This is a genomic window from Bradyrhizobium sp. 18BD, assembly GCF_054185225.1.
In genome coordinates this window covers 161,611-182,154 of the sequence record NZ_JAVAYL010000006.1, presented here as the reverse complement: position 1 = coordinate 182,154, position 20,544 = coordinate 161,611, and the positions used below count along the sequence as shown (strand labels likewise).

Genomic DNA, 20,544 nt, shown 5'->3' with positions numbered 1-20,544 from the left:
GAGCCCAGGAATGCCGGTGAGACACCTGATCGTGCTGTCGGGAATGATTTTCGGAGTGATTGCGCCGACTGTTGGGGTCGCCGATCCTCGTGATTCCGTCGAACGAAGTCAGAGCCTGGATACCGATGCGCTCAGAGACGACATTAGGACAAATCGCCTTCGAGTGCCGTCTCATCCGCTCGTGATCGCGCCGGAGCCCCAGCCCGCTCCGATTTCCAAAGGAAAGAAGAAGAAAAAGAGTGCGAGCGGCAGTAGCAGCTGACAGCGGCCATTGCCCGTTTGCCCCGAGCTCGCTCGGCAATCTGCTGATTGCTTCAAGACCGTTGGATCTGAAGCGCTGCTTGTCGAGAGTTTTAGTCGTTATTGTCGAGCTTCACGACGGTCCGGCCATCAGCTGGCACGAATTGCATATGCATATGCTGAAATTCATGTCAGCTATGCATGGTTTTGGCGCGCATAGAATATAACCCAGTGGTTGTGGAAAGAGTACGGAGGTATACTCTGGGGCAATCCCCTAAGGGTGGCTCTTGCGGACGTTCGTCGCTGCGAGGCCCACCGGGAGGGTAGTTCTCGTAATCGACGCCGAGAGCCGATTCCGGGAATGGCCCGGAAAGTTGGGTGCGTACCGTGAAATACAGTTCTGCTGCGAGCCCCCCGGTGCGGCCCAGCATCACGGAGCGGCTGATTGTCCCGGAGGGCCTCGACGAGGCCGCCGATCCCGGTGATAGTGTCAACTTGGCTGACATTCAGGAAGACATCCAGCAGCGGATCGCGGCCGAGCTTCATGATTCGACGTGCCAACATCTGGTCGCGGCGAGCCTTGGCATGATGCGAATCCGTAGCTGTCTTGGTGCGAACGACGGGCTCGAGCACATTTGCGACGACGTCGATGCGTCGATCGATCAGGCCCTTAAAGAGATACGCTCTCTTACCTATGTTCTACATCCCCAGAATGCTATGCTGCAGGGATTGAAAGCGACGATCGAGTCTTACGCCGAAGGTTTTGCAACACGAACGGCGTTGCGCGTCTGCACCGATATCGATGCGACTGTTGATCGGCTGTCCTATGATAGCCAGTGTTCGTTGCTACGGGTTGTGCAGGAGGGGCTCGCGAACATCTTCCGCCACGCCAAGGCGACCGAGGTGAAAATTGTTGCCGTCGCGACTGACGGACAGTTCCGCCTGACGATCAGCGACAATGGCCGCGGCTTTCCGGCCGTCCGAGTCAAGGACAGCAATCGGGCGACATCCATGGGAGTTGGCATTCCAGCCATGCGGGCGAGACTGAAGCAGCTCGGTGGCTCGCTCGAGATTCACTCCAATCCGGAAGCGGGGCGCGGCGGCACAACATTGTGCGCAGCGTTCCCATATCACGATGAAGCAAGAAGACGCAGGCGGCGAGCTTCCTTGCAATCGTGAGTACCGACGCGGGCGCCCGACAGAGGGATAGTGATGCGACGCCGAAGCTGCGTCTGACCACGGCTCCATACTCGAAACATGGGTGCCAGAGGCTAGGAGTTCCTTCCATGAAGCGAATCCTTATCGCCGATGATCACGAAGCGGTCCGTTCGGGCCTCAGAGCGGTGCTTGCGCAACGTGCCGACTGGGAGGTCGTGGCGGAGGCGAGCGACGGCAGCAAGGCCGTCGCTGCCGCGATCGAGAGCCAGCCGCATGTCGCGATCGTCGACTTTTCGATGCCGCGCATGACCGGCGTCGAAGTCGCCCGACGAATCAAGGATTATCCGCTGCTGACCGAAGTCCTGATCTTCACGGTTCACAATTCCAGCCTGCTGGCTCAGCAGGCCTACCAGGCCGGCGCGCGGGCGTTTCTGATGAAGTCCGATGCCAACAAGCTGCTGCTCGCCGCCGTGGACTCGCTTCTGGCGCACCGGCCGTTTCATGGCAGGAACGGGGAGCACGAACTGGACCGGCGAATGTCCGAGGACACGACCGATTATCGGGGCCTTACACCGCGCGAGCGGCTCGTGGTCAAGCTGGTCGCTGACGGCTACAGCAACAAGGGCATTAGCGCCATACTGAACCTCAGCGTGAAGACGACGGAGGCTCACAGGGCCGCTGCGATGCGAAAGCTCGATGTGAGTTCGACGGCCGGTCTGGTCCGATATGCCGTTCGGGCGAGACTGGTTGACGCGTGATCGAGAGCCTACCGTTGGTAAACTCGCCGGGAAGGATCAGGGTTTTGTAGGATAACTCTTGGATGGATGATCGATATGTTCAGCCGACTTGGCTGCTGGTCATCACCGTTGATTGCCCGATCAGTTCCGGGTCGACATGCGGGAACGACGCCGTGAAGCGCATCGTGATAGCCGATGATCATGAAGTCGTGCGGTCCGGGCTTCGCGCAATCGTCGACACGCGCTCCGACTGGATTGTCAGCGGAGAAGCGACCAACGGCGAGCAGGCCGTGGCGCTGACGCTGGAAACGCTCCCCGACATCGTGATCGTCGACTACTCGATGCCGCTGATGAACGGCATCGAGGTCAGTCGCCGTCTCAGGCTGATGCATCTGCGCACCGAGGTGCTGATTCTCACGATGCACGAGAGCGAGGAGCTCCTGACCGAGGCAATCCTGGCCGGCGTGCGTGGCTTCCTGTTCAAGTCGGACGCCAGGACGCACTTGATTTCTGCAATAGAGGCCTTGCTTGACGGCAGGCCTTACTTCACCAGCGTCCTCCTGGAAAAGCTGTTGCACGATTACCGGGCAAACAAGCAGAACAAGTCCGACGTACCGCTCACGTCGCGCGAGCAGAGCGTGGTCCAGCTCATCGCCGAGGGCCACACGAACAGGTCGATCGGCGCCATCTTGAAGCTCAGCGTGAAGACTGTCGAAACTCATCGGGCCGCGGCCATGCGCAAGCTTGGGGTGTCATCGACCGCGGAGCTTGTGCGTTATGCCATTCGCAAGAAGTTAGTGTCGCCTTGACGTCCGGAACATTCTTGCGGCGGTCGAGGGTTTTCCCGGATGCCGGGGGCACCGATGTCCCCTTAGTCTCGATCCGCACATGTCGCGGCACTGGTCTGCCCGCAGGCGACTGCTCTCGAGAAAACTATCAGGAGATCTCCCATGTCTGATCTGGTCGCGATCGTGTACCCGAGCGAGGCGAAGGCCGAGGAGGTTCGTCAACAATTACTCAAGCTGCAACGGGAGTACTTGATCACCATCAGTGACGCCGTCATCGCGGTGAAGACCGAGAGCGGCAACATCAAACTCAATCAGCTTGTCAATACGACAGCGACCGGCGCCATCACCGGCAGCTTCTGGGGACTTCTGGTCGGCGTACTCTTCCTCAATCCAATCATCGGGGTCGCGGTCGGCGCCGCATCCGGGGCGATCGGAGGTGCGCTGTCGGACTTCGGCATCAACGATTCCTTCGTGAAGGAATTGTCCGCATCGCTCCATCCGGGCAACGCAGCCCTTTTCGTCCTGATCAAGAACATGACAGCCGACAAGGTGCTCAAGGAGATCAAGGGTGCCGGCGGGATCGTGCTCAAGACGTCCCTGGACGAGAGCAAGGAAAAGATCCTGCGCCACGCGCTGGCCAGCGCGGCCCAGCAGGCGCCGGCCGAGCCGCCTATCGCCGACCGCCCATCAGGCGCAGCAGCATCATGAACAGGTTGATGAAGTTGAGATAGAGCGACAGCGCCGCAAGTGCCGACTTGCGGCCTGTCGCAGTCTCATCATCCCTGCTGTCATACATTGCCTTGATCCGCTGCGTGTCGTACGCCGTCAGGCCCGCAAAGACGCCAACGCCGACGATCGAGATCAGCCAGTCGAGCCCTGTCGACCTCAGGAAGATGTTGACCAGGCTCGCGATGATGACGCCGATCAGCCCCATGAACAGGAAGCTGCCGATTCCGGAGAGATCGCGCCGCGTGGAGTAGCCAAAGATACTGAGTGCTCCGAACATTGCGGCTGCGATGAAGAACACGCGCGTGATCGAGGAGCTGGTATAGATGTGCAGCAGGATCGAAAGCGAGATTCCGACCAACGCGGCATAGACGAAGAACAACAGCCGGGCCGTACCCGCCGACAGCGTATTGATGCGCGCGCCGATGAAAAACACCAGCCCGATCGGCGCCAGGATGAAAACCCACATCAGTGGGCTCTGAAGCAGGGCGGGACCCGTGAGCTGATAAGTCATCCACGCCACGAGGGCGGTCAGGCCGACGCCGGCGGCCATATAGTTGTAGATGCGCAGCATGTAGGCGCGCAATCCGGGATCAATCGCGAGCGAACTGTCAACAGGGGCCGAGACCGTCGCGTTCGGATCGTAATTTGTCATTGCCCGCCTCCTCATATTCTCCGCAGGAAGAAGCGAGGCTACGGGCCTGCTCCCGGCGAGAAAATCGGATGATCACCCGAGTAAGGTGAGATACATCACCTTACCATGGAGGCTGCGCAGCTTCTAAACTTGCCGGAGGTAACGCGATAATCGGGAAGCGCTCTTCACCTTTTTGCTGAGACTTTCTTTCCGAGTTGTCACTGGAAGCGGGGACCGCGCCGGCCTAATCCGTGTGCATGCGCTACTTCTTTCATATCGTCGACAAGTATGGGCTGTCCCGGGACGGGACAGGCCATGAATGCGCGAACCACGAAGCCGCTGCGTTGCACGCCAGGCATATCGCGATGGAACTCTCCAAGGCGGGCGAGTTCTTCCGGTCCAGCTTCGTGTTGGTCGCCAGTGCCGGAGCGCCTGGCTCGACCAGGCGGCACTAGCGCACGACGGCTGATTTCCGGCCGTGCCCTCTACAGAGATTCCCTGATGTCCGGCGCCGGAGGTCGCCTCTAAGGTTGCAAAAGGGTGGCCGGCCCATCCCGCTCGCGCGATCGTTGCGCCACCGCTTTTGCCGGCCGGAAAGCCAGTGTCGTCATGGCTCCTTCGACGAACCAGGTCGACCAGAAGCTTTCGCGCAGCGCACTCGTCGCGCTCGTGATCGGGTCGATGGTTGGTTCCGGCATTTTTGCGCTGCCGGCGTCGTTCGGACGCTTCACCGGTGTGCTGGGAACGCTGATCGCCTGGGTCATTGCCGGCACCGGCATGCTCATGCTCGCCTTGGTTTTCCAAACGCTCTCTCGCCGCAGGCCGGATCTGGACGCAGGCATCTACGCCTACGCCAAGGCCGGGTTCGGGGAGTACGTCGGATTTGCTTCAGCGGCTGGCTACTGGATCGGATGTTGCCTCGCCGACGTGGCCTGTCTCATCCTGATCAAGGCGACGATCGGACAGTTCTTTCCCGTCTTCGGCGATGGCACGACGCCGACGGCCATCGCGTCGGCATCGGTGTTGCTATGGGCCGTCCATTTCCTGGTGCTGCGAGGTATCAAGGGCGCCGCGACCCTCAACACGGTTGCGACCTACGCCAAGATCATTCCGATCCTGATTTTCATCGTCGTCGCCTTCATCGTCCTTGATCCCAGCCTAATCGCAGAGAATTTCTGGGCAACGGAGCAGCCGAGCGCGGCAGCGGTGTTCGGACAGGTCCGGAGCACCATGCTGCTCACCGTATTCGTCTTCGTCGGAATTGAGGGCGCAAGCGTGTACTCGCGCTACGCCAGGGATCGCTCCGACATCGGGTTTGCGACGGTCGCCGGCTTCCTGTCGGTTCTCTGCCTTCTCGTTCTCGTGACGCTATTGTCCTATGGCGTCCTTCCGCGCCAGGAGCTGATGGGCCTGCCGACACCGTCAATGGCCGGCGTGATGGAAGCGATGGTCGGGCGTTGGGGCGCAGTCTTCATCAGTGTCGCGCTGCTCATCTCCATTCTGGGGAACTACCTGTCATGGTCACTGCTTGCGGCGGAGGTTCTGCACTCCGCCGCCATCAACCGCACGATGCCTTCCTTTCTCGCAAGCGTTAACACCCACCAGGTTCCCTCGGGCGCGCTCTGGCTCACCAATTGTGTCATCCAGGCATTTCTTCTCGTGACCTGGTTCGCCGAATATGCGTTTACGCTCGCCTTGAAGATGACGAGCGCGATGACGCTGGTCCCTTATTTCCTGGTCGCGGCGTACGGCCTCAAGCTGGCGTGTGTCGGCAAGTCCTATCATGCGGGCGAACGTGCCCGTACCGTCGACGGAATCCGCTCGGCGATCGCAACGCTCTACACCATCGGCATGATCTACGCGGGCGGCGCGACGTTTCTGCTGTTGTCGTCAATACTGTATGCGCCCGGAACGTTTCTGTTTGTCCTCGCCAAGCGCGAGCGCAGGGAGGTCGTCTTCCAGCCGTTCGAGATCGTCATCTTTGCCGTACTCGCGTTCGCGGCTTGTGCGGGCGTCTATGCACTTGCCGTGGGCTTTATCTCGATCTGACGTCGTGTGTTCGAATGGAGGCCAACATGAATGTCCGGACCGTTTGCGGCACTCTGATCCTTGCCGGGTCAATCGCGGCCGCGCAGCCGCCGAGCTCCCAGGCGCAGACAGCCGATCCGGCCGCCGCCGCGCCAAAGCAGGTCACGACGCCCGCGCCGAGTGCGCCAAATATGAATACGAACCCCACAAAGCATCGTTACTGGCGCCATCGCGGCGGCCGGCATCCCCATTATGGCAGCCGCCGCGTTCGCACCTGAGCCCGGCACGACGGTTCGTCATCGTAACCCGCCGAGACATCCACTGATGAGCGACGAGAGGACAGAGCAAGAGCAGCCGCGCGAGGTCGTGGTCCGCGAGCCCTCGAGTCGGCCCGCGATCGGCAAGCGGCGCGGCGCGCTCGCAACGGGGCTCGCCTTGCTCGCCATCTGCGTTGCTCTCTTCCTGGTATGGCAGACGCTGTCGAGCCTGCTCATCATCTTCGCAGGCGTGCTGTTTGCGGCCTTTCTGGACGCCGCCGCGCGGGCGCTGGCGCCGGTCATTCGGTTCAATCGCGTCTGGCGGCTGACATTGGTGCTGCTGCTGTTCACCGCCGTGATCGGACTCGGCCTCGTCTGGGGCGGTGGCAAGTTGCCGGAGCAAACGCGCATCTTGCTAAAGGTCATGGACGCCCAGTTCGACGTCTTGCAGGAACGTCTTCTGACCTACGGCGTCGATCTTCTCGGTCCGGAATGGGGCCGAGACCTTGCGCAGTGGCTCTTGTCCGATCAGGGGCGGTTTTTCAGCCACGCCCAACTCGTCCTTGGCAGAGCGTCAAGCTTTCTGACCGGCGTGCTCGTGATCGTGTTTCTCGGAATCCTCTTTGCGTTCGATCCCACCAGCCATCGCGAAAGCCTCGTGATACTGGCAAAGCCGTCCAGCCGTGCTCGAATGCGCGCCGTGATGAACGAGATGGGAGGCGTGCTGCGGTTGTGGTTCGTCGGACAGTTGATCCGCATCATCCTGATGACGCTGTGCGTATGGATTGCACTCTATCTCATCGGACTTCCCGGTCCGTTCGTGCTTGGGCTGCAGGCAGGCCTGTCCAACTTCGTTCCGTATCTGGGACCCATCCTTGCCGCGATACCGATCGCGCTCGTCGCGATGCCGCTGGGCGCCTCGCTGCTCTTCTGGGCTCTCGTCGTCTATACGGTCATTCAATCGATCGAGGGCTACGTCATCGGTCCGTTGATCCAGCGCCACGCGGTCGAAACTCCGCCCGCATGGACACTGGTTGCGATCGTGCTGCTGGGCGCAACGCTGGGGGTGATGGGTATCGCACTCGCCATGCCGCTCGTCGCCGTCGGCCGGGTCGCAATCATCAGATTCTACGTTGAGGATTACCTCGGCGATGACTGCGGAGGGATCTTCAACAGGGAACCATCGCAAGTGGGTGCGCTATGAGCGAGTCCGAAGCCGAAAGGGACAGTGGAGTGGAGCCATCCGCGAAGCATTCGGGGATGACGCATTTTCTGTGGCAGCAACTGCCCTACATCATTGCACTGGTGCTCGCCGTCGCGGGCGTCGCCTATACCAACGCCTCGCACCAGCCGCTCGTCGGCTACTGGGAATTTCTCGCCCTCGCCATCGGCGTCGTGTGCGTCATCAACAAGTGGCCGGAGCTCGATAGCAAAGTGGACCGGTGGCGGCTGATCTGGACCCAGGCAATGCACTGGGTTGCCGTCCTGGTCGCGATGAACATCGTGCTGATGTCCGGCGTCCAGCAATTGCTGCCGACACCGGCTACCAGCCTCGTTCTTCTCACATTGCTTGCACTCGGCACCTTCCTCGCGGGCGTCAGTCTTCTGTCGCCGCAGATTGCCTTCCTCGGCCTGGCGATGGGCGTCACGGTTCCTGCGATCTCCTGGTTGCAGCAATCCATCATCTTCTTCCTGTTGGGCGCCGTCCTGCTGATCGGCCTCGGCATCACGTTCTGGCTTAGTCAGGATCGCAGCCCAGGGAGCTCGCCTGCCAACACGGGAAGCCAAACGGAGGCCTGAATGCGCATCAACCTGTTTCTCACGATCGTCTGCGGATCCGCCTTGATATGCATCGATGCGCTGCCTGCGCACGCCGCGACGTTCAGGGTCGGCCGGCTCATATGTGCCAGCACCCCGCGCGTCGGGTTGGTGCTCGGCTCTGCACAGGAGCTTCGCTGCGTCTTCACCACGACGCGCCCCACCCGGCAATACGTCTACGAGGGGCGGATCAGGCGGGTTGGTATCGACATAGGCGTGACCAGCGCAGGGACTCTCTCGTGGGCGGTCTTCGCCAAGAACTCGCGCGTCGGCCCCGGCACGTTGCGGGGGAATTACGTTGGAGCGAGCGGCAACTTTGCGCTCGGCCCCGGGCTTGGCGCGAATGTTCTGATCGGGGGCTCGCGCCGGACGATTGCACTCCAGCCCCTGTCGATCGAACGGTCGATTGGATTGAACCTAGCGGCGGGCGTGACGAATCTGACTCTCGGCGCGCGCGGAAGGCGATAACGGCTCCACTCGAAACTGGAGGCTCGAGCGACAATGGACCTTGCGAAAGTCTCAGTCACGGTGTTGGCGGCGGGTTTCCTGACATTCGCCGCCGGCGGCGCGGCCTGGCCACAGGCGCCTCCCGGCGCTCCGCCCGCTGTCGGCGTGGTGGACGCGATCAGGCGACCGATCACCGAAAGCAGTGAGTTTCTTGGCCGCATCGAGGCGGTCAACCGTGTCAACGTCGTGGCTCGCGTCACCGCGTTTCTGGACCGGCGATTGTTCATTGACGGTGCCGAGCTTAGGAAAGGCGACCCGCTCTACAGGCTCGAGCGTGGCCCGTTCGAGGCCGACCTCGCGTCCAAACAGGCGCAGGTCGCCCAGCTCCAGGCGATGCTCGAGAACGCCAGGCTGACGACTGAGCGCGCGCGGACGCTGCTCGGCGGGCCGGCCGGCCAGCAATCGACATACGATGCGGCGATCGCCAACCAACACAGCCTGGAGGCACAGGTTCAGGCCGCGCAGGCACAGGTCGATGCCTCCCGGATCAACCTCGACTACACCATGATCAGCGCGCCGATCGACGGCAAGATCGGGCGGTCGGCCGTGACCGAAGGCAATGTCGTCGGCCCGAATTCCGGCGTGCTGACCACGATTGTCAGCCAGGATCCGATGTATGTCACCTTCCCGGTGCCGTTGCGCCAGGGGCTCGAACTGCGCGAACGCTACGGTCCGCAAGGAGGCCTGGAGGCCGTGGTCATCCGGCTGCGGCTGCCCGACGGCCGCATGTACGGCAAATCAGGCAAGCTGAACTTCGTGGACAACACGATCGCCCAGAATACCGACACGATAACCGTGCGCGGCGAGATCGCAAACCCGATCCTGCGTGCGCCGTCCGCCGCAGGCGTCACCGTTCACGAACTGACCGACGGCGAATTCGTCACGGTCGTGCTGGAAGGTATTCAGCCGATCGAGGTGTTGGCGATCCCTCGTTCGGCGGTGCTGTCCGATCAGAGAGGTGACTATGTCCTCATCGTTGGTGCCGACGACAAGGCGGAACAGCGCCGTATCCAGCTTGGACAATCGACGCCCACCATCGCCGCCGTCATCAGCGGTCTCGCGGCCGGCGACAAGGTCATTGTCGAAGGCATTCAAAGGGTCCGTCCGGGTCAAGCGGTTTCGCCCGGACCGGCAAGCGCACTGATCCTGTCGAGCATGAAGGCCGGGGAGGGCGATGCGCCGCGGCAGGACCATGGCGGCCCGACCGCCCCACGGCCGGATGACAACAAACGATGATGTCCGCTGTATTCATTGACCGCCCTCGACTTGCGATGGTCGTCGCCATCGTCATCACGATCGCGGGTGCCCTCGCGCTGACGCGAATCCCGGTCGCGCAGTTTCCGGACATCGTGCCGCCACAGGTCACGGTTGCCGGAACCTTTCCCGGTGCGTCTGCCGAAGTCGTGGAGACAAGCGTCGCTCAACCGCTCGAAGCGCAAGTGATCGGAGTGGACCGCGCGCTCTACATGAAGTCGACCAGCGGCAATGACGGCAGCTACACTCTGACAGTATCGTTTGCGCTCGACACCGATCCAGACATCAACACCGTCAATGTCAACAACCGGGTACAGAGCGCCCTGTCGCAGTTGCCGACGGAAGTGCAGCAGCAGGGCGTGACGGTGCAGAAGAAATCGTCCGCGATCCTGCAGTTCCTGGTGCTCTACAGCGCCGACGGCCAGCAGGATCCGCTGTTCATCACGAACTATGCCATCATCAACGTGCTCGACGCGATTTCCAGCACGCCCGGCGTTGGCCAGGCGCATCTGTTCGCCAAGATGAACTACTCGATGCGGATCTGGTTCGATACCCAACGGCTGACCAGCCTCAATCTCGCGCCATCGGACGTGATCGCGGCAATCCGAACGCAAAGCGTCCAGGCTCCGGTCGGCCGCATCGGCGCGCGTCCCATCAGCGACGACCAGCAATTCCAGTTCAACGTGCAGACGCTCGGGCGGCTCGAAACGGTCGACCAGTTCGCCAATATCGTGCTGCGCGCCAACCCAGATGGTTCGACACTGCTGGTCAAGGACGTTGCCCGGGTCGAGATGGGAGCGCAAAACCTTGACAGCGAGGCGAGGATCGACGGGCGCGCCGCGGTGCCGCTCGCGATCTATCTGGCGCCCGGCGCCAATGCGGTAACGACCGCTCAGGCCGTCGCCGCCACGATGCAGCGCTTGTCAAAGCGGTTCCCGGCGGGATTGACCTATCTCGTGCAATACGATTCCACGAGCTTTGTGCGCGATACGATCGCGGAGGTTCTGCGGACTCTGGGCGAGGCCTTCGTCCTCGTCGTGGTCGTGGTTTATCTGTTCCTCGGCAATCTTCGCGCCACGGTGATACCGGCGGTTGCCGTACCGGTCAGCCTGATCGGCACCTTCGCCGTACTGCTGATGCTTGGTTACTCCGCGAATACCGTGTCGCTGCTCGCCATGGTGCTCGCCATCGGCATCGTGGTCGATGATGCCATCGTCGTCGTGGAGAACGTTGAGCGCGTCATGGAAGAGGAGCCGGATCTTTCGCCGGCCGAGGCGAGCAAAAAGGCCATGACGCAGATCACGGCGCCGATCATCGCGATTACGCTCGTGCTGCTCTCCGTCTTCGTTCCTGTCGCTTTCATTCCCGGGATTTCCGGGACGCTGTTTCGACAGTTTGCGGTGACGATCAGCGCCGCCATGATGATCTCGGCGCTGAACGCGCTGACCCTGTCGCCCGCCCTGTGCGCGCTGTTCCTGCGGCATACCGGCCCCCGGCGCGGCGTGATCGGGCGCGTTCTCGGCGGCATCGACTGGCTCCGCAACCGCTATAGCGACGGCGTGCGCCGGCTGGTTCGCGTGGCCAGCTTCTCGCTCATACTGGTCGCCGTGTCCGCGGTCGGCATTTTCGGGATGTCGCACCTGACGCCGACCGGATTCCTTCCCGAGGAAGACCAGGGTGCCTTCTTCACCTCAGTGCAATTGCCGGACGGCGCGTCCGTCGCGCGCACGAGCGAAGTCACCCGACAGATCGAGAGCATGCTGAAACAGATACCCGCCGTCGATCACGTTCTGGCCATCATCGGCTTCTCCCTGCTCGATGGCGCGTCGGAGCCCAACAGCGCCCTGGTGGTCACGCGCCTCAAGCCGTTTGCCGACCGCAAGGCGGTCGCGGATTCAGCGCAGGCGCTGATCCGGCAGACTTACGCCGCCGGCGCGCAAATCCGGCAGGCCAACGTGCTGCCGTTCAACATGCCGCCGATCATCGGACTCTCGACCTCGGGCGGGTTCGAGTACCAGCTCCAGGCACTCGAAGGACAGAGTCCCAGTGCGATCTCCAGCGTTACGGCCGCGCTGATCGGGGCGGCCAATGCAGACCCGCGACTGACGCGCGTGTTCTCGACCTTCACCGCGACCAATCCTTCGATCTTTCTCGACATCGATCGGCGCAAGGCGCAGGCGCTCGGCGTGAACGTCAGCGACATATTCACCGCCCTGCAGGCGACGCTGGGCGGCATCTATGTCAACAACTTCAACCTCTATGGACGCACCTGGCAGGTCAACGTGCAGGGCGAGGCGCTCGATCGCTCGGACCTGTCCGATATCTGGAGCATCTATGTGCGCAACAGTACCGATCAGATGGTTCCAATGCGGTCGCTCGCCGGCATCAAGATCGTCACCGGCCCCCAGGTCATTACCCGCTACAACAATTATCGCTCAGTGACGGTGAACGGCAGCCCCGCGCCGGGCGTGTCGTCCGGCAACGCGATCGCGGCGATGACGGAGATCTCGAACGCCGTGCTGCCTTCGGGATACAGTTTCGAGTGGACCGGCACCGCTTATCAGGAGCAACAGGCAGCAGGACGGACCGGAGTGGTGCTCGCGCTTGCCGTGCTGTTCGCCTATCTGTTCCTGGTCGCGCTCTATGAGAGCACGGTCATCCCCATCCCGGTGCTGCTGTCCGTCGTTGTCGGCGTGCTGGGCTCCTATATCGGCATCAAGATCGCCGGTCTCGACCTCAATCTGTATGGTCAGATCGGTCTCGTGGTGCTGATCGCGCTGGCTGCCAAGAACGGCATCCTGATCGTGGAATTCGCGAAGGAACGGCGGGAAGAGGGGACAGAGCTCACGGAGGCCGCGATCCAGGGCTCGCACATGCGGTTCCGCGCGGTAATGATGACGTCGGTTGCTTTCATTCTCGGCCTGCTGCCGCTGGTGCTCGCAACTGGCGCCGCAGAACTGAGCCGCAGGGCGGTCGGGACCGCCGTCTTTGCCGGAATGCTCGGCGCAAGCTCGATTGGAATCTTCCTGGTTCCGATGCTCTATGTGACGTTTCAGCGCCTGCGCGAGCGCGCAAAGAGGCGCCTGTCACGGCGCAAAGCACCTGACCCGCTTGTCCAGGAGGAGAAAGGATAATGCCGGGAATGCTACGCGGGGTTTCGTTGGACGTCGGCGTCGCCGTGCACCGTCTCGCCATCGTCACCGCGAATATTCCGCCGAAGCATTCAGGGTTTTGTCTGATGTCGGTGTTGGGCGGCGGCGATTAGTGTTGCAGGGGCGCTGACTGAACTCGTCGCCGGAATGCGGGAGAGTAGCGTGGCCACCTACGATGGAAGCTCCCACCTAGAGACCTTGATCCCTCCGTCCCGGTGGGCATGTGCGCTCCTTGGCGTCGCGTTGATTGCGGCCGGCATCCTGGCGCTGGGTGACATCGCGTTCGCAACGATCATCAGCGTCAAGCTGATCGGGCTCACCGCGATCGCCGCAGGTGCATTCGAGATCATCCACGCGTTCTGGACCAAGGGATGGGGCGGCTTCCTGTGGCAGATTCTGCTCGGGGCCCTCTATCTCGTCTTCGGGTTGCTGCTGCTGAGTCAGCCGGAGCCCGGTGCTCTCATCCTGACCTACCTCCTCGGCGCGGTTCTGGTTGCGTCCGGCATCATCCGATGCCTGCTGAGCTTTGCGCATTGGCAGCAGGGTGGCTGGATGATGCTGATATCAGGCCTCGTTGGACTGGTCGCGGGCGCGCTGATCCTGGTCAACTTTTCGACCGTCAGCGCATGGGCGCTTGGATTCCTGCTTGGAGTCGATCTGATCTCGCACGGGATCGCCTGGCTGATCTACGCCCTCCAATCCGCGCGGAGAGTCGCATAATGAGAAGAGGAGTCAAAAATGAACGCTCCCACCCGGCGTGACTTTCTTGGGCTTGCCCAGAACGCCGTTGTCGCGACGGCGGTCGGCGCGATCGCTGTTCGCTTCCTTGACGTCGCGGAGGCGATGCCGGTCCCCCCTGCTCCCGGACCTGTCGAAAAGCGCTCCGATCTTGTGACGGAGGTGCAGTGGGGCCCGGGTTGGGGGCCAGGCCCAGGACCAGGTTGGGGGCCGGGACCGGGGTGGGGACGACCGCCGCCGCCGCGCCGGAGGCGCCGGCGGGTTTGTTGGTGGCGTCGTGGTCGCCGCGTGTGCGAGTGGCGATGGGTTTAGCCTTTCCGCGTGAGATCTGCGGATCGCCAATGAATCCCTTGCCTGGAGCAGACGGTGCGCAACAAGAATCAGTGGTTCCTGATCGCAGTCCTCGCCGTGCTGCTTATCCTCGTATTTTGGTACGGCATAGCAGTCTGGCAAGCGACACCCTCGATGCCACTCTACGGCAATATCATTGTCGGCGTGGCTACGATCATGGCAGTGATTGCAGGTTGCGGCCTAACGGCGTTGATGTACTACAGTCGGCGCAAGGGATATGACGAGCCTGCGCGGCGGAAGGCCGAAGACGACCCACCCCGATGAGCCAACGTCGACGCCGTCGAAGATGAACGTGGCGCGTGGTGCATTGCCTGGTCGAGCACGACGTCGATGTTGTTTCGCAAATCCCAGAGGGCCATCCCTTGGGCAGGGTCGGGAATAACCCTGAATGCCGAAGCGGATGATGCTCCAGTCCAGAAACCAACGGGGTCCAGGAGGGTTTTGCCGACGTGTCTTCAGCCAAGGAAGGTCGTCGTCATGTTGAGGAAAACAGTGATTGCATTGGTCGTCGCAACTCTAAGCACGGCGCTCGTTTCCACCGACGCCTCTGCGCGGGCCGGGTTCCGCGGCGGCGGTTTTCATCGCGTCGGCGTCGTTGGAGGCGGGTGGGGCGGCGCCGGCTGGCGCGGTGCTGGCTGGCACGGCGGTGGCGCGAGAGTAGCCTGGCGACGAGGTGGTTGGGGCTGGCGCGGTCCGGCTGTCGCGGCTGCGGGCGTCGGTTTGGGTCTTGCCAGCGCAGCTGCGTGGAATGCCAACGCAGCTTGGGGCTCAAATACTTGGGGCCCAAATTGGGGCTGGAACAGTGGTTGGGGCGATAGTTGGGACGATGGTTGGGGCAATAGCGGCTGGGGCGGTGGGTGCACGCGCTGGCGCCAGGTTTGGACCGGTTGGGGTTGGCGGACTGTTGCTGTCAACGTTTGCCGGTGAGGCACGTCCGACGCTCGCTTCTCTTCGGCGTTCTCGCCGATTGTGTCCATGGCGCGAGCGGATCTGCGGCTCGCACATGGCAGCCGTTGCTTGCTATCGCAAGAAGGTTCTGAAGCGCCGAAGAGACAGGAAAAACAGGATGGCGCCGATCACCAGCAGCGCGGCGAGCTGCGGCCAGACGATGGCGGGTCCGGCGCCACGGAACAGCACGGCCTGCGCAAGAATGACAAAGTGGGTGTTCGGCGCCGCGAGCATGATGTTCTGGATGATCTCCGGCATGCTTTCCCGCGGTGTCGTGGCTCCCGACAACATCTGAAGGGGCATCAGGATGAGCATCAACAGGAGGCCGAACTGCGGCATGCTCCCGCCAACCGTCGCCAGGAAGATGCCCATGCTGGTCATGGCGAAAAGATAGAGCGTCGTGCCGAACAGGAACAGCGGAACCGAGCCTCCGATCGGCACCGACAGAAGCCCCTGCACGATGAATACCAGCGATATGCTGGCGGCCAGGAGAACCACGACACCCATCGACCAGATCTTGCTGGCCATGATCTCAAACGGCGTCACCGGCATGACCAGGAGATGTTCGATGGTTCCATGCTCGCGCTCGCGAATGAGCGCCGCTCCGGTCAGAATGATCGACAGCATCGTGACCGAAGAGATGACGTTGTTGATGGCGCCAAACCAGCCCTTGTTGAGCTCGGGGTTGAAGCGTGCCCGCAGCGCCAGATCGATCGGAAGTGCTGCGGCCGAACGGTAACGGGCCAGGAACTCGCCGACCTCGTCGGTCACGATGGTCTGGATATAGCCGGCGCCGGTGAAGGCCTGCGACATGCGGGTGGCATCGACGTTGAGCTGGATGGTCGGCGATCGCTGGGCCAACATGTCGCGCTGGAAGTTCGGCGGGATGTTGATCGCGAAAGTATCGAGACCGGCGTCCATGCGGCTGTCCATTTCCGCCCGCGAGATCAGCCGCGGTATGGTGAAGTAGGGCGGATTGAACGCGGTGATGATGCGCGTCGCCACCGGCGACTTGTCCTCGTCGACGATCGCAAGCGCAGCCTGGTTCAGGGTCTCCGGCTGCGCCTTCGATGCGGTGTAGATCGAAACCGTGAAGGCATAGACGATCAGTATCAGCATCATTGGATCACGCAAAAGACCCCATAGTTCCTTGATGCCGAGTTGAATGATGTTGGCAGTCCGCATCTCTAGCCCGCCTGTTTCTTGAGGAGCGCTGTTGCAAGACCGAGCAAGATCGGAATGGTCACGAGCAGGGCGATGAACGGGCCGGGCAGATCGGCAAGATCGAGCCCTTTCGAGAAGGTGCCGCGCGTAATGGTGACAAAATGTGCCGTCGGGTAGATCCGCCCGATGATCGCACCGGCCCCCTGTAGCGACGAGACCGGATCAATGAGGCCTGAATACTGGGTGGCCGGGATCATGGTGAGCAGCGCGGTCGCGAAGATCGCGGCGATCTGGCTGTTCATGAACGCCGATATCAGAAGCCCCATCGCGGTGGTGATGATGACGTAGAGAAACGCTGCGCCGGTGAACGCGGGAAAGCTGCCAGTGAACGGGACGCGGAAGATGAATACCGCAAAGGCCGTCAACAGGAAGAAATTGAGCATGGCGAGCAGAATGTAAGGGATCTGCTTTCCGAACAGGAATTCCAGGCGCGTCACCGGCGTCACATAGAAATTGATGATCGATCCCAGCTCCTTTTCGCGCACGACACTCAGCGCCGCCAATATCGCCGGTATGATCAGGAGCAGGATCGGAATCACGGCGGGCGCCATGGCGACAATGCTCTTGATGTCCGGATTGTAGCGGTAGCGCACTGCGATCTCGAAATCGCCGATGGTCGCGGCGCTGCCGTAAAGCAGCCTTGACCGCTCGGTCAGCCACTGCGCGTGCATCGCCTGCACATAGCCTCTCACCGTCTCCGCTCGCGAGGGCATGGCCCCGTCCACCCACGCGCCAATCTGAACATTGCGGCCGTGCGCCACGTCGCGCCCGAAGCCCGGCGGAATTTCGATCGCAAGGCTCACCTCGCCGTTGCGCATGCGGCGATCAAGATCCTCGTAGTCGGTAATCGGAGGCATCTCCGTGAAGTACCGCGATCCGGAGATTTGCAGGATGTAATCGCGGCTTATTGTCGTCCCGTCGCGGTCCATGGTCGCGAAGGTCAGATTCTCGACGTCCATGTTGATGCCGTAGCCCATCACGAACATCAGGATGAGGCTGCCGAGAATGGCGAGTGTAGCCCGGATTGGATCGCGCCGCAGTTCGAGCGCTTCGCGCCGGGTATAGGCGAAGACGCGCCGCCAGTCGAAGAACCGTCCGAGTGAGCTGTGTGCAACGCCGTGCTGGCCAGCCCCTGCGGCCTCGGTCGCGGGTACGGCGTTCAGCGACTTGACGTTCGGCGACTTTACGTTGGACGACTTGGCGCCGGTCGCGTCGATGGCGTCCTGCAGATAGGCGACGAAGGCCTCTTCGAGATTGCCGCCGCCGCGTTGCCCGGCAAGTCTTTGCGGCGTATCGCTGACGAGCACTTTGCCCGCATGCATGAGCGAGATCCGGTCGCAGCGCTCCGCCTCGTTCATGAAGTGAGTCGAGACGAAGATCGTGACATTGTCCTGGCGGGAGAGGTCGGAAAGAGTCTGCCAGAAGTCGTCGCGCGCAACCGGATCGACGCCGGATGTGGGCTCGTCAAGAATCAGGATGTCCGGCGCATGGATCAAGGCGACCGCAAGCGATAGGCGCTGGCGGACGCCGAGCGGCAGCGCATCGGGCAACGCATCCATGATACCCTCGAGACCGAACCGCTGTGCCATCTGCTGGACGCGATCGGCGATCGCGTCGGAAGCCATCCGGAACAGGCGGGCGTGCAGCTCGAGATTCTGCCGGACCGTCAACTCGGAATAAAGCGAGAAGGCCTGCGACATGTAGCCGACGTGACGGCGGACTTCCATGTCGTTGGGGTCGACCTCACGACCAAATAACCTGGCTATGCCGTCGCTCGCCGGCAGCAGTCCGGTCAGCATCTTCATGGTCGTGGTCTTGCCGCAACCGTTCGACCCGAGAAAGCCGAAGATCTCGCCACGGGGAATGCGAAAGCTCACATTGTCGACCGCGGTAAAATCGCCGAACCTCATGGTGAGGTGCTCGGCCTCGATGGCGATGTCGCTGTCGTCCCGGATCGCTCGCGGCGGAATCACCACCTCCTTGTGACCCCGCCGCTGCTCTTCCGGCAGCAGCACAATGAACGCGGCATCGAGGTTGGCTGCACCGGTCTGCTGCAGCAGCTCCGTGGGCGTTCCGGTGGCGAGCACACGCCCTTCGTCCATCGCAACCAGCCAGTCAAACCGCGCAGCCTCCTCCATATAGGCGGTCGCGACGATGACACTCATGCCGGAACGGCTGCCGCGGATCTCCTCGATCAGGTCCCAGAACTGACGGCGCGACAGCGGGTCGACGCCGGTGGTGGGCTCGTCGAGGATAAGGAGATCGGGATCATGGATCAGCGCGCCGCAGAGGCTCAGCTTCTGCTTCATGCCGCCCGAGAGCTTGCCGGCCGGCCGGCCGGCGAAAGGCGCAAGTCCTGTGCTCTCGAGAAGCTGGCCGATCCTGTGTTCGCGCTCGCGCCTGTCGTGGCCGAACAGCCGGCCGAAGAAATCGACATTTTCGAAAACAGATAACGTCGGATAGAGATTCTTGCCGAGACCCTGCGGCATATAGGCGATCCGCGGACAGATAAGCCTGCGGTGGACGGCATCAGCCATATCGCCGCCGAGCACATGGACGCGCCCATCCTGAATGGCGCGGGCGCCGGCGATGAGGGACAAGAGGCTCGACTTGCCGACGCCGTCAGGTCCGATCAATCCGACCATGCGCCCGCCCGGAATGTCGAGGGTGATGGCATCGAGCGCACGTGTCTTGCCGTAAGACAAGCTAACCGCTTCCAGCCGTACCACGGGGGCTGCGCGGCCAGAATGATCCGCGATCGATGGCCCGGTCATTTGACCAGCTTCTCGGTCAGAAACGCCGGCCACTCCGTGTTCGAGTCAATCCGGACAAAGGCCACGCCGGGGAGACCGGTTTTGACTTGTTCGATATATCTTTGCAGCAAATCCGGCGAGATATGCGCCCTGATCCGGAACATCAGCTTCTGACGCTCTTCTTCCGTTTCCACTGTCTTCGGGGTGAATTGCGCAACGTTGGCAACGAAGCTTGCCTTGGCGGGAAGGACCCATTGCGGCGCGGCATCCAGGATGATGCGAACATCCGCGCCGATCGCAACGCGGCCCGCCTGCACCGTCGGCAGGAAGAAGGTCATGAAGACGTCTCCGAGATCAACCATGTTGAGCACGCGTCCGCCGGCGGCGAGCACTTCGCCGGGCTGCGCCACGCGGAACTGCACGCGCCCGTCGCGCGGTGCCCTCAATATGCTGTCGTTGATGTCGGCGTTGATGCTGTCGATGGTGGCTTTGGCCGCGTCGACTGCAGCTTCGGCGTCGACGACCTGCGCCTGGGCGGAGGCGATGGCCGCCTCCGACCCGGCCAGCTGAGCTTCTGCCGCGGCTACCGCTGCCTTCGCTCCCTCGGAGGCGGCCCGGTCGTCGTCGTATGTCTGCTGGGAAACCGCATTTGTCCTGATCAGTTGCGACGAACGCTGGAATTTCCGCTCCGCCGTATCCAACTCGGCGTTGCGCTGCGCAATCACGGCCACGGCCGTCTTCTTCTCGGCCTCGCGCTGCGTCACGACGCTCTTGGCTGTATCGATGCCGATGCTTGCGCGACGCAACTGCGCCTTGGCCTGCCGGAGCTGGGCTTCCATCTGCGTCGTATCCATGCGCGCCAGGACTTGCCCTGCCGTAACGAAGTCACCCTCTCGAACGAGGATCTCCTGGATGCGTCCCGCCGTCTTGCTCGCGATATCGATTTCAGTTGCTTCGATACGCCCGTTGCCGCTGGCAATTCCCGGCGGGAGACTACCTCGGCCGAGTTTCTGCCAGGCGAAGTAACCACCTGCCGCAAGAACCAGCACAAGGAGGGCGGTCAGCCAGCGTTTTCTGGTCGGTGTCATCGTTGGACCGGGTTGTCGACGTGCGGCTGGCTGTCCGGCCGTGTGGAGCGCGCCTTCAAGCACCTATTCAAATGCTAGCTAACGGTCCTAGCTGCGCTATCCGGCGAAACCCCGAGCAAAAGGGAGGTATGTTCCGGTGCTCG

Annotated in this window: 19 protein-coding genes; 15 read left to right on the top strand and 4 right to left on the bottom strand. The window is 62.1% G+C overall.

Annotated elements, in window-relative coordinates; genetic code table 11:
• Positions 1–16: 16 nt before the first annotated feature.
• The 5 genes from RAD16_RS13390 to RAD16_RS13370 all read left to right on the top strand — a co-directional run bounded on the left by RAD16_RS13390 (position 17) and on the right by RAD16_RS13370 (position 3,631).
• Positions 17–262, top strand: coding sequence for a hypothetical protein (locus RAD16_RS13390; RefSeq protein WP_458158346.1), 246 nt, complete (start codon positions 17–19; stop codon positions 260–262).
• 356 nt (positions 263–618) lie between these two features.
• Positions 619–1,419: a sensor histidine kinase gene (locus tag RAD16_RS13385; RefSeq protein ID WP_458158345.1), complete on the top strand. Its 801-nt coding sequence runs from the start codon at positions 619–621 to the stop codon at positions 1,417–1,419.
• Between the two features lie 107 nt (positions 1,420–1,526).
• Positions 1,527–2,156, top strand: a complete 630-nt coding sequence (locus RAD16_RS13380) for a response regulator (RefSeq protein ID WP_458158344.1) — start codon at positions 1,527–1,529, stop codon at positions 2,154–2,156.
• Positions 2,157–2,308: 152 nt separating this feature from the next.
• Entirely contained in the window at positions 2,309–2,944 is a 636-nt protein-coding gene (locus RAD16_RS13375) for a response regulator (protein WP_458158544.1), read from the top strand.
• 141 nt (positions 2,945–3,085) lie between these two features.
• Entirely contained in the window at positions 3,086–3,631 is a 546-nt protein-coding gene (locus RAD16_RS13370; protein ID WP_458158343.1) for a DUF1269 domain-containing protein, read from the top strand.
• On the opposite strand, the gene RAD16_RS13365 is transcribed toward RAD16_RS13370, so the two are convergent.
• Positions 3,594–4,304, bottom strand: coding sequence for a Bax inhibitor-1/YccA family protein (locus RAD16_RS13365; protein WP_458158342.1), 711 nt, complete (start codon positions 4,302–4,304; stop codon positions 3,594–3,596). The two genes, RAD16_RS13370 and RAD16_RS13365, sit on opposite strands and share 38 nt — an antisense overlap.
• A 236-nt stretch (positions 4,305–4,540) precedes the next feature.
• On the opposite strand from RAD16_RS13365, the gene RAD16_RS13360 reads away from it, so the two are divergent.
• The 10 genes from RAD16_RS13360 to RAD16_RS13315 all read left to right on the top strand — a co-directional run bounded on the left by RAD16_RS13360 (position 4,541) and on the right by RAD16_RS13315 (position 14,652).
• Positions 4,541–4,738 carry a DUF6894 family protein gene (locus RAD16_RS13360; RefSeq protein ID WP_414645213.1) on the top strand — a complete coding sequence of 66 codons (198 nt, stop codon included), beginning with the start codon at positions 4,541–4,543 and terminating at the stop codon, positions 4,736–4,738.
• A 154-nt stretch (positions 4,739–4,892) separates the two neighbouring features.
• Positions 4,893–6,332, top strand: coding sequence for a basic amino acid/polyamine antiporter (locus RAD16_RS13355; protein ID WP_458158341.1), 1,440 nt, complete (start codon positions 4,893–4,895; stop codon positions 6,330–6,332).
• A gap of 303 nt (positions 6,333–6,635) precedes the next feature.
• Complete coding sequence (locus RAD16_RS13350) at positions 6,636–7,772, top strand: AI-2E family transporter (protein WP_458158340.1); 1,137 nt, start codon at positions 6,636–6,638, stop codon at positions 7,770–7,772.
• Complete coding sequence (locus RAD16_RS13345) at positions 7,769–8,368, top strand: hypothetical protein (RefSeq protein WP_458158339.1); 600 nt, start codon at positions 7,769–7,771, stop codon at positions 8,366–8,368. The genes RAD16_RS13350 and RAD16_RS13345 overlap by 4 nt, the downstream gene beginning before the upstream one ends.
• Positions 8,369–8,854, top strand: a complete 486-nt coding sequence (locus RAD16_RS13340; RefSeq protein ID WP_458158338.1) for a DUF992 domain-containing protein — start codon at positions 8,369–8,371, stop codon at positions 8,852–8,854.
• A 33-nt stretch (positions 8,855–8,887) separates the two neighbouring features.
• Positions 8,888–10,129, top strand: coding sequence for an efflux RND transporter periplasmic adaptor subunit (locus tag RAD16_RS13335; RefSeq protein WP_458158337.1), 1,242 nt, complete (start codon positions 8,888–8,890; stop codon positions 10,127–10,129).
• The gene (locus tag RAD16_RS13330) at positions 10,126–13,281 is read left to right on the top strand and encodes an efflux RND transporter permease subunit (protein ID WP_458158336.1); all 3,156 of its coding nucleotides are present in this window, start codon (positions 10,126–10,128) and stop codon (positions 13,279–13,281) included. The genes RAD16_RS13335 and RAD16_RS13330 overlap by 4 nt, the downstream gene beginning before the upstream one ends.
• 180 nt (positions 13,282–13,461) lie before the next feature.
• Positions 13,462–14,019, top strand: a complete 558-nt coding sequence (locus RAD16_RS13325) for an HdeD family acid-resistance protein (protein WP_458158335.1) — start codon at positions 13,462–13,464, stop codon at positions 14,017–14,019.
• An 18-nt stretch (positions 14,020–14,037) separates the two neighbouring features.
• Complete coding sequence (locus RAD16_RS13320) at positions 14,038–14,349, top strand: twin-arginine translocation signal domain-containing protein (protein ID WP_458158334.1); 312 nt, start codon at positions 14,038–14,040, stop codon at positions 14,347–14,349.
• A 54-nt stretch (positions 14,350–14,403) separates the two neighbouring features.
• A complete protein-coding gene (locus RAD16_RS13315; RefSeq protein ID WP_458158333.1) occupies positions 14,404–14,652 on the top strand; it encodes a hypothetical protein in 249 nt (82 codons plus the stop codon).
• A gap of 756 nt (positions 14,653–15,408) precedes the next feature.
• On the opposite strand, the gene RAD16_RS13310 is transcribed toward RAD16_RS13315, so the two are convergent.
• From RAD16_RS13310 to RAD16_RS13300, 3 genes are read right to left on the bottom strand one after another with little or no spacing between them, the layout of a single operon-like run.
• Positions 15,409–16,521, bottom strand: coding sequence for an ABC transporter permease (locus RAD16_RS13310; protein ID WP_458158331.1), 1,113 nt, complete (start codon positions 16,519–16,521; stop codon positions 15,409–15,411).
• Positions 16,522–16,523: 2 nt separating this feature from the next.
• Positions 16,524–19,334: a ribosome-associated ATPase/putative transporter RbbA gene (gene rbbA, locus RAD16_RS13305; RefSeq protein WP_458158330.1), complete on the bottom strand. Its 2,811-nt coding sequence runs from the start codon at positions 19,332–19,334 to the stop codon at positions 16,524–16,526.
• A complete protein-coding gene (locus RAD16_RS13300; protein ID WP_458158329.1) occupies positions 19,331–20,401 on the bottom strand; it encodes an HlyD family secretion protein in 1,071 nt (356 codons plus the stop codon). The genes rbbA and RAD16_RS13300 overlap by 4 nt, the downstream gene beginning before the upstream one ends.
• Between the last annotated feature and the right edge of the window lie 143 nt (positions 20,402–20,544).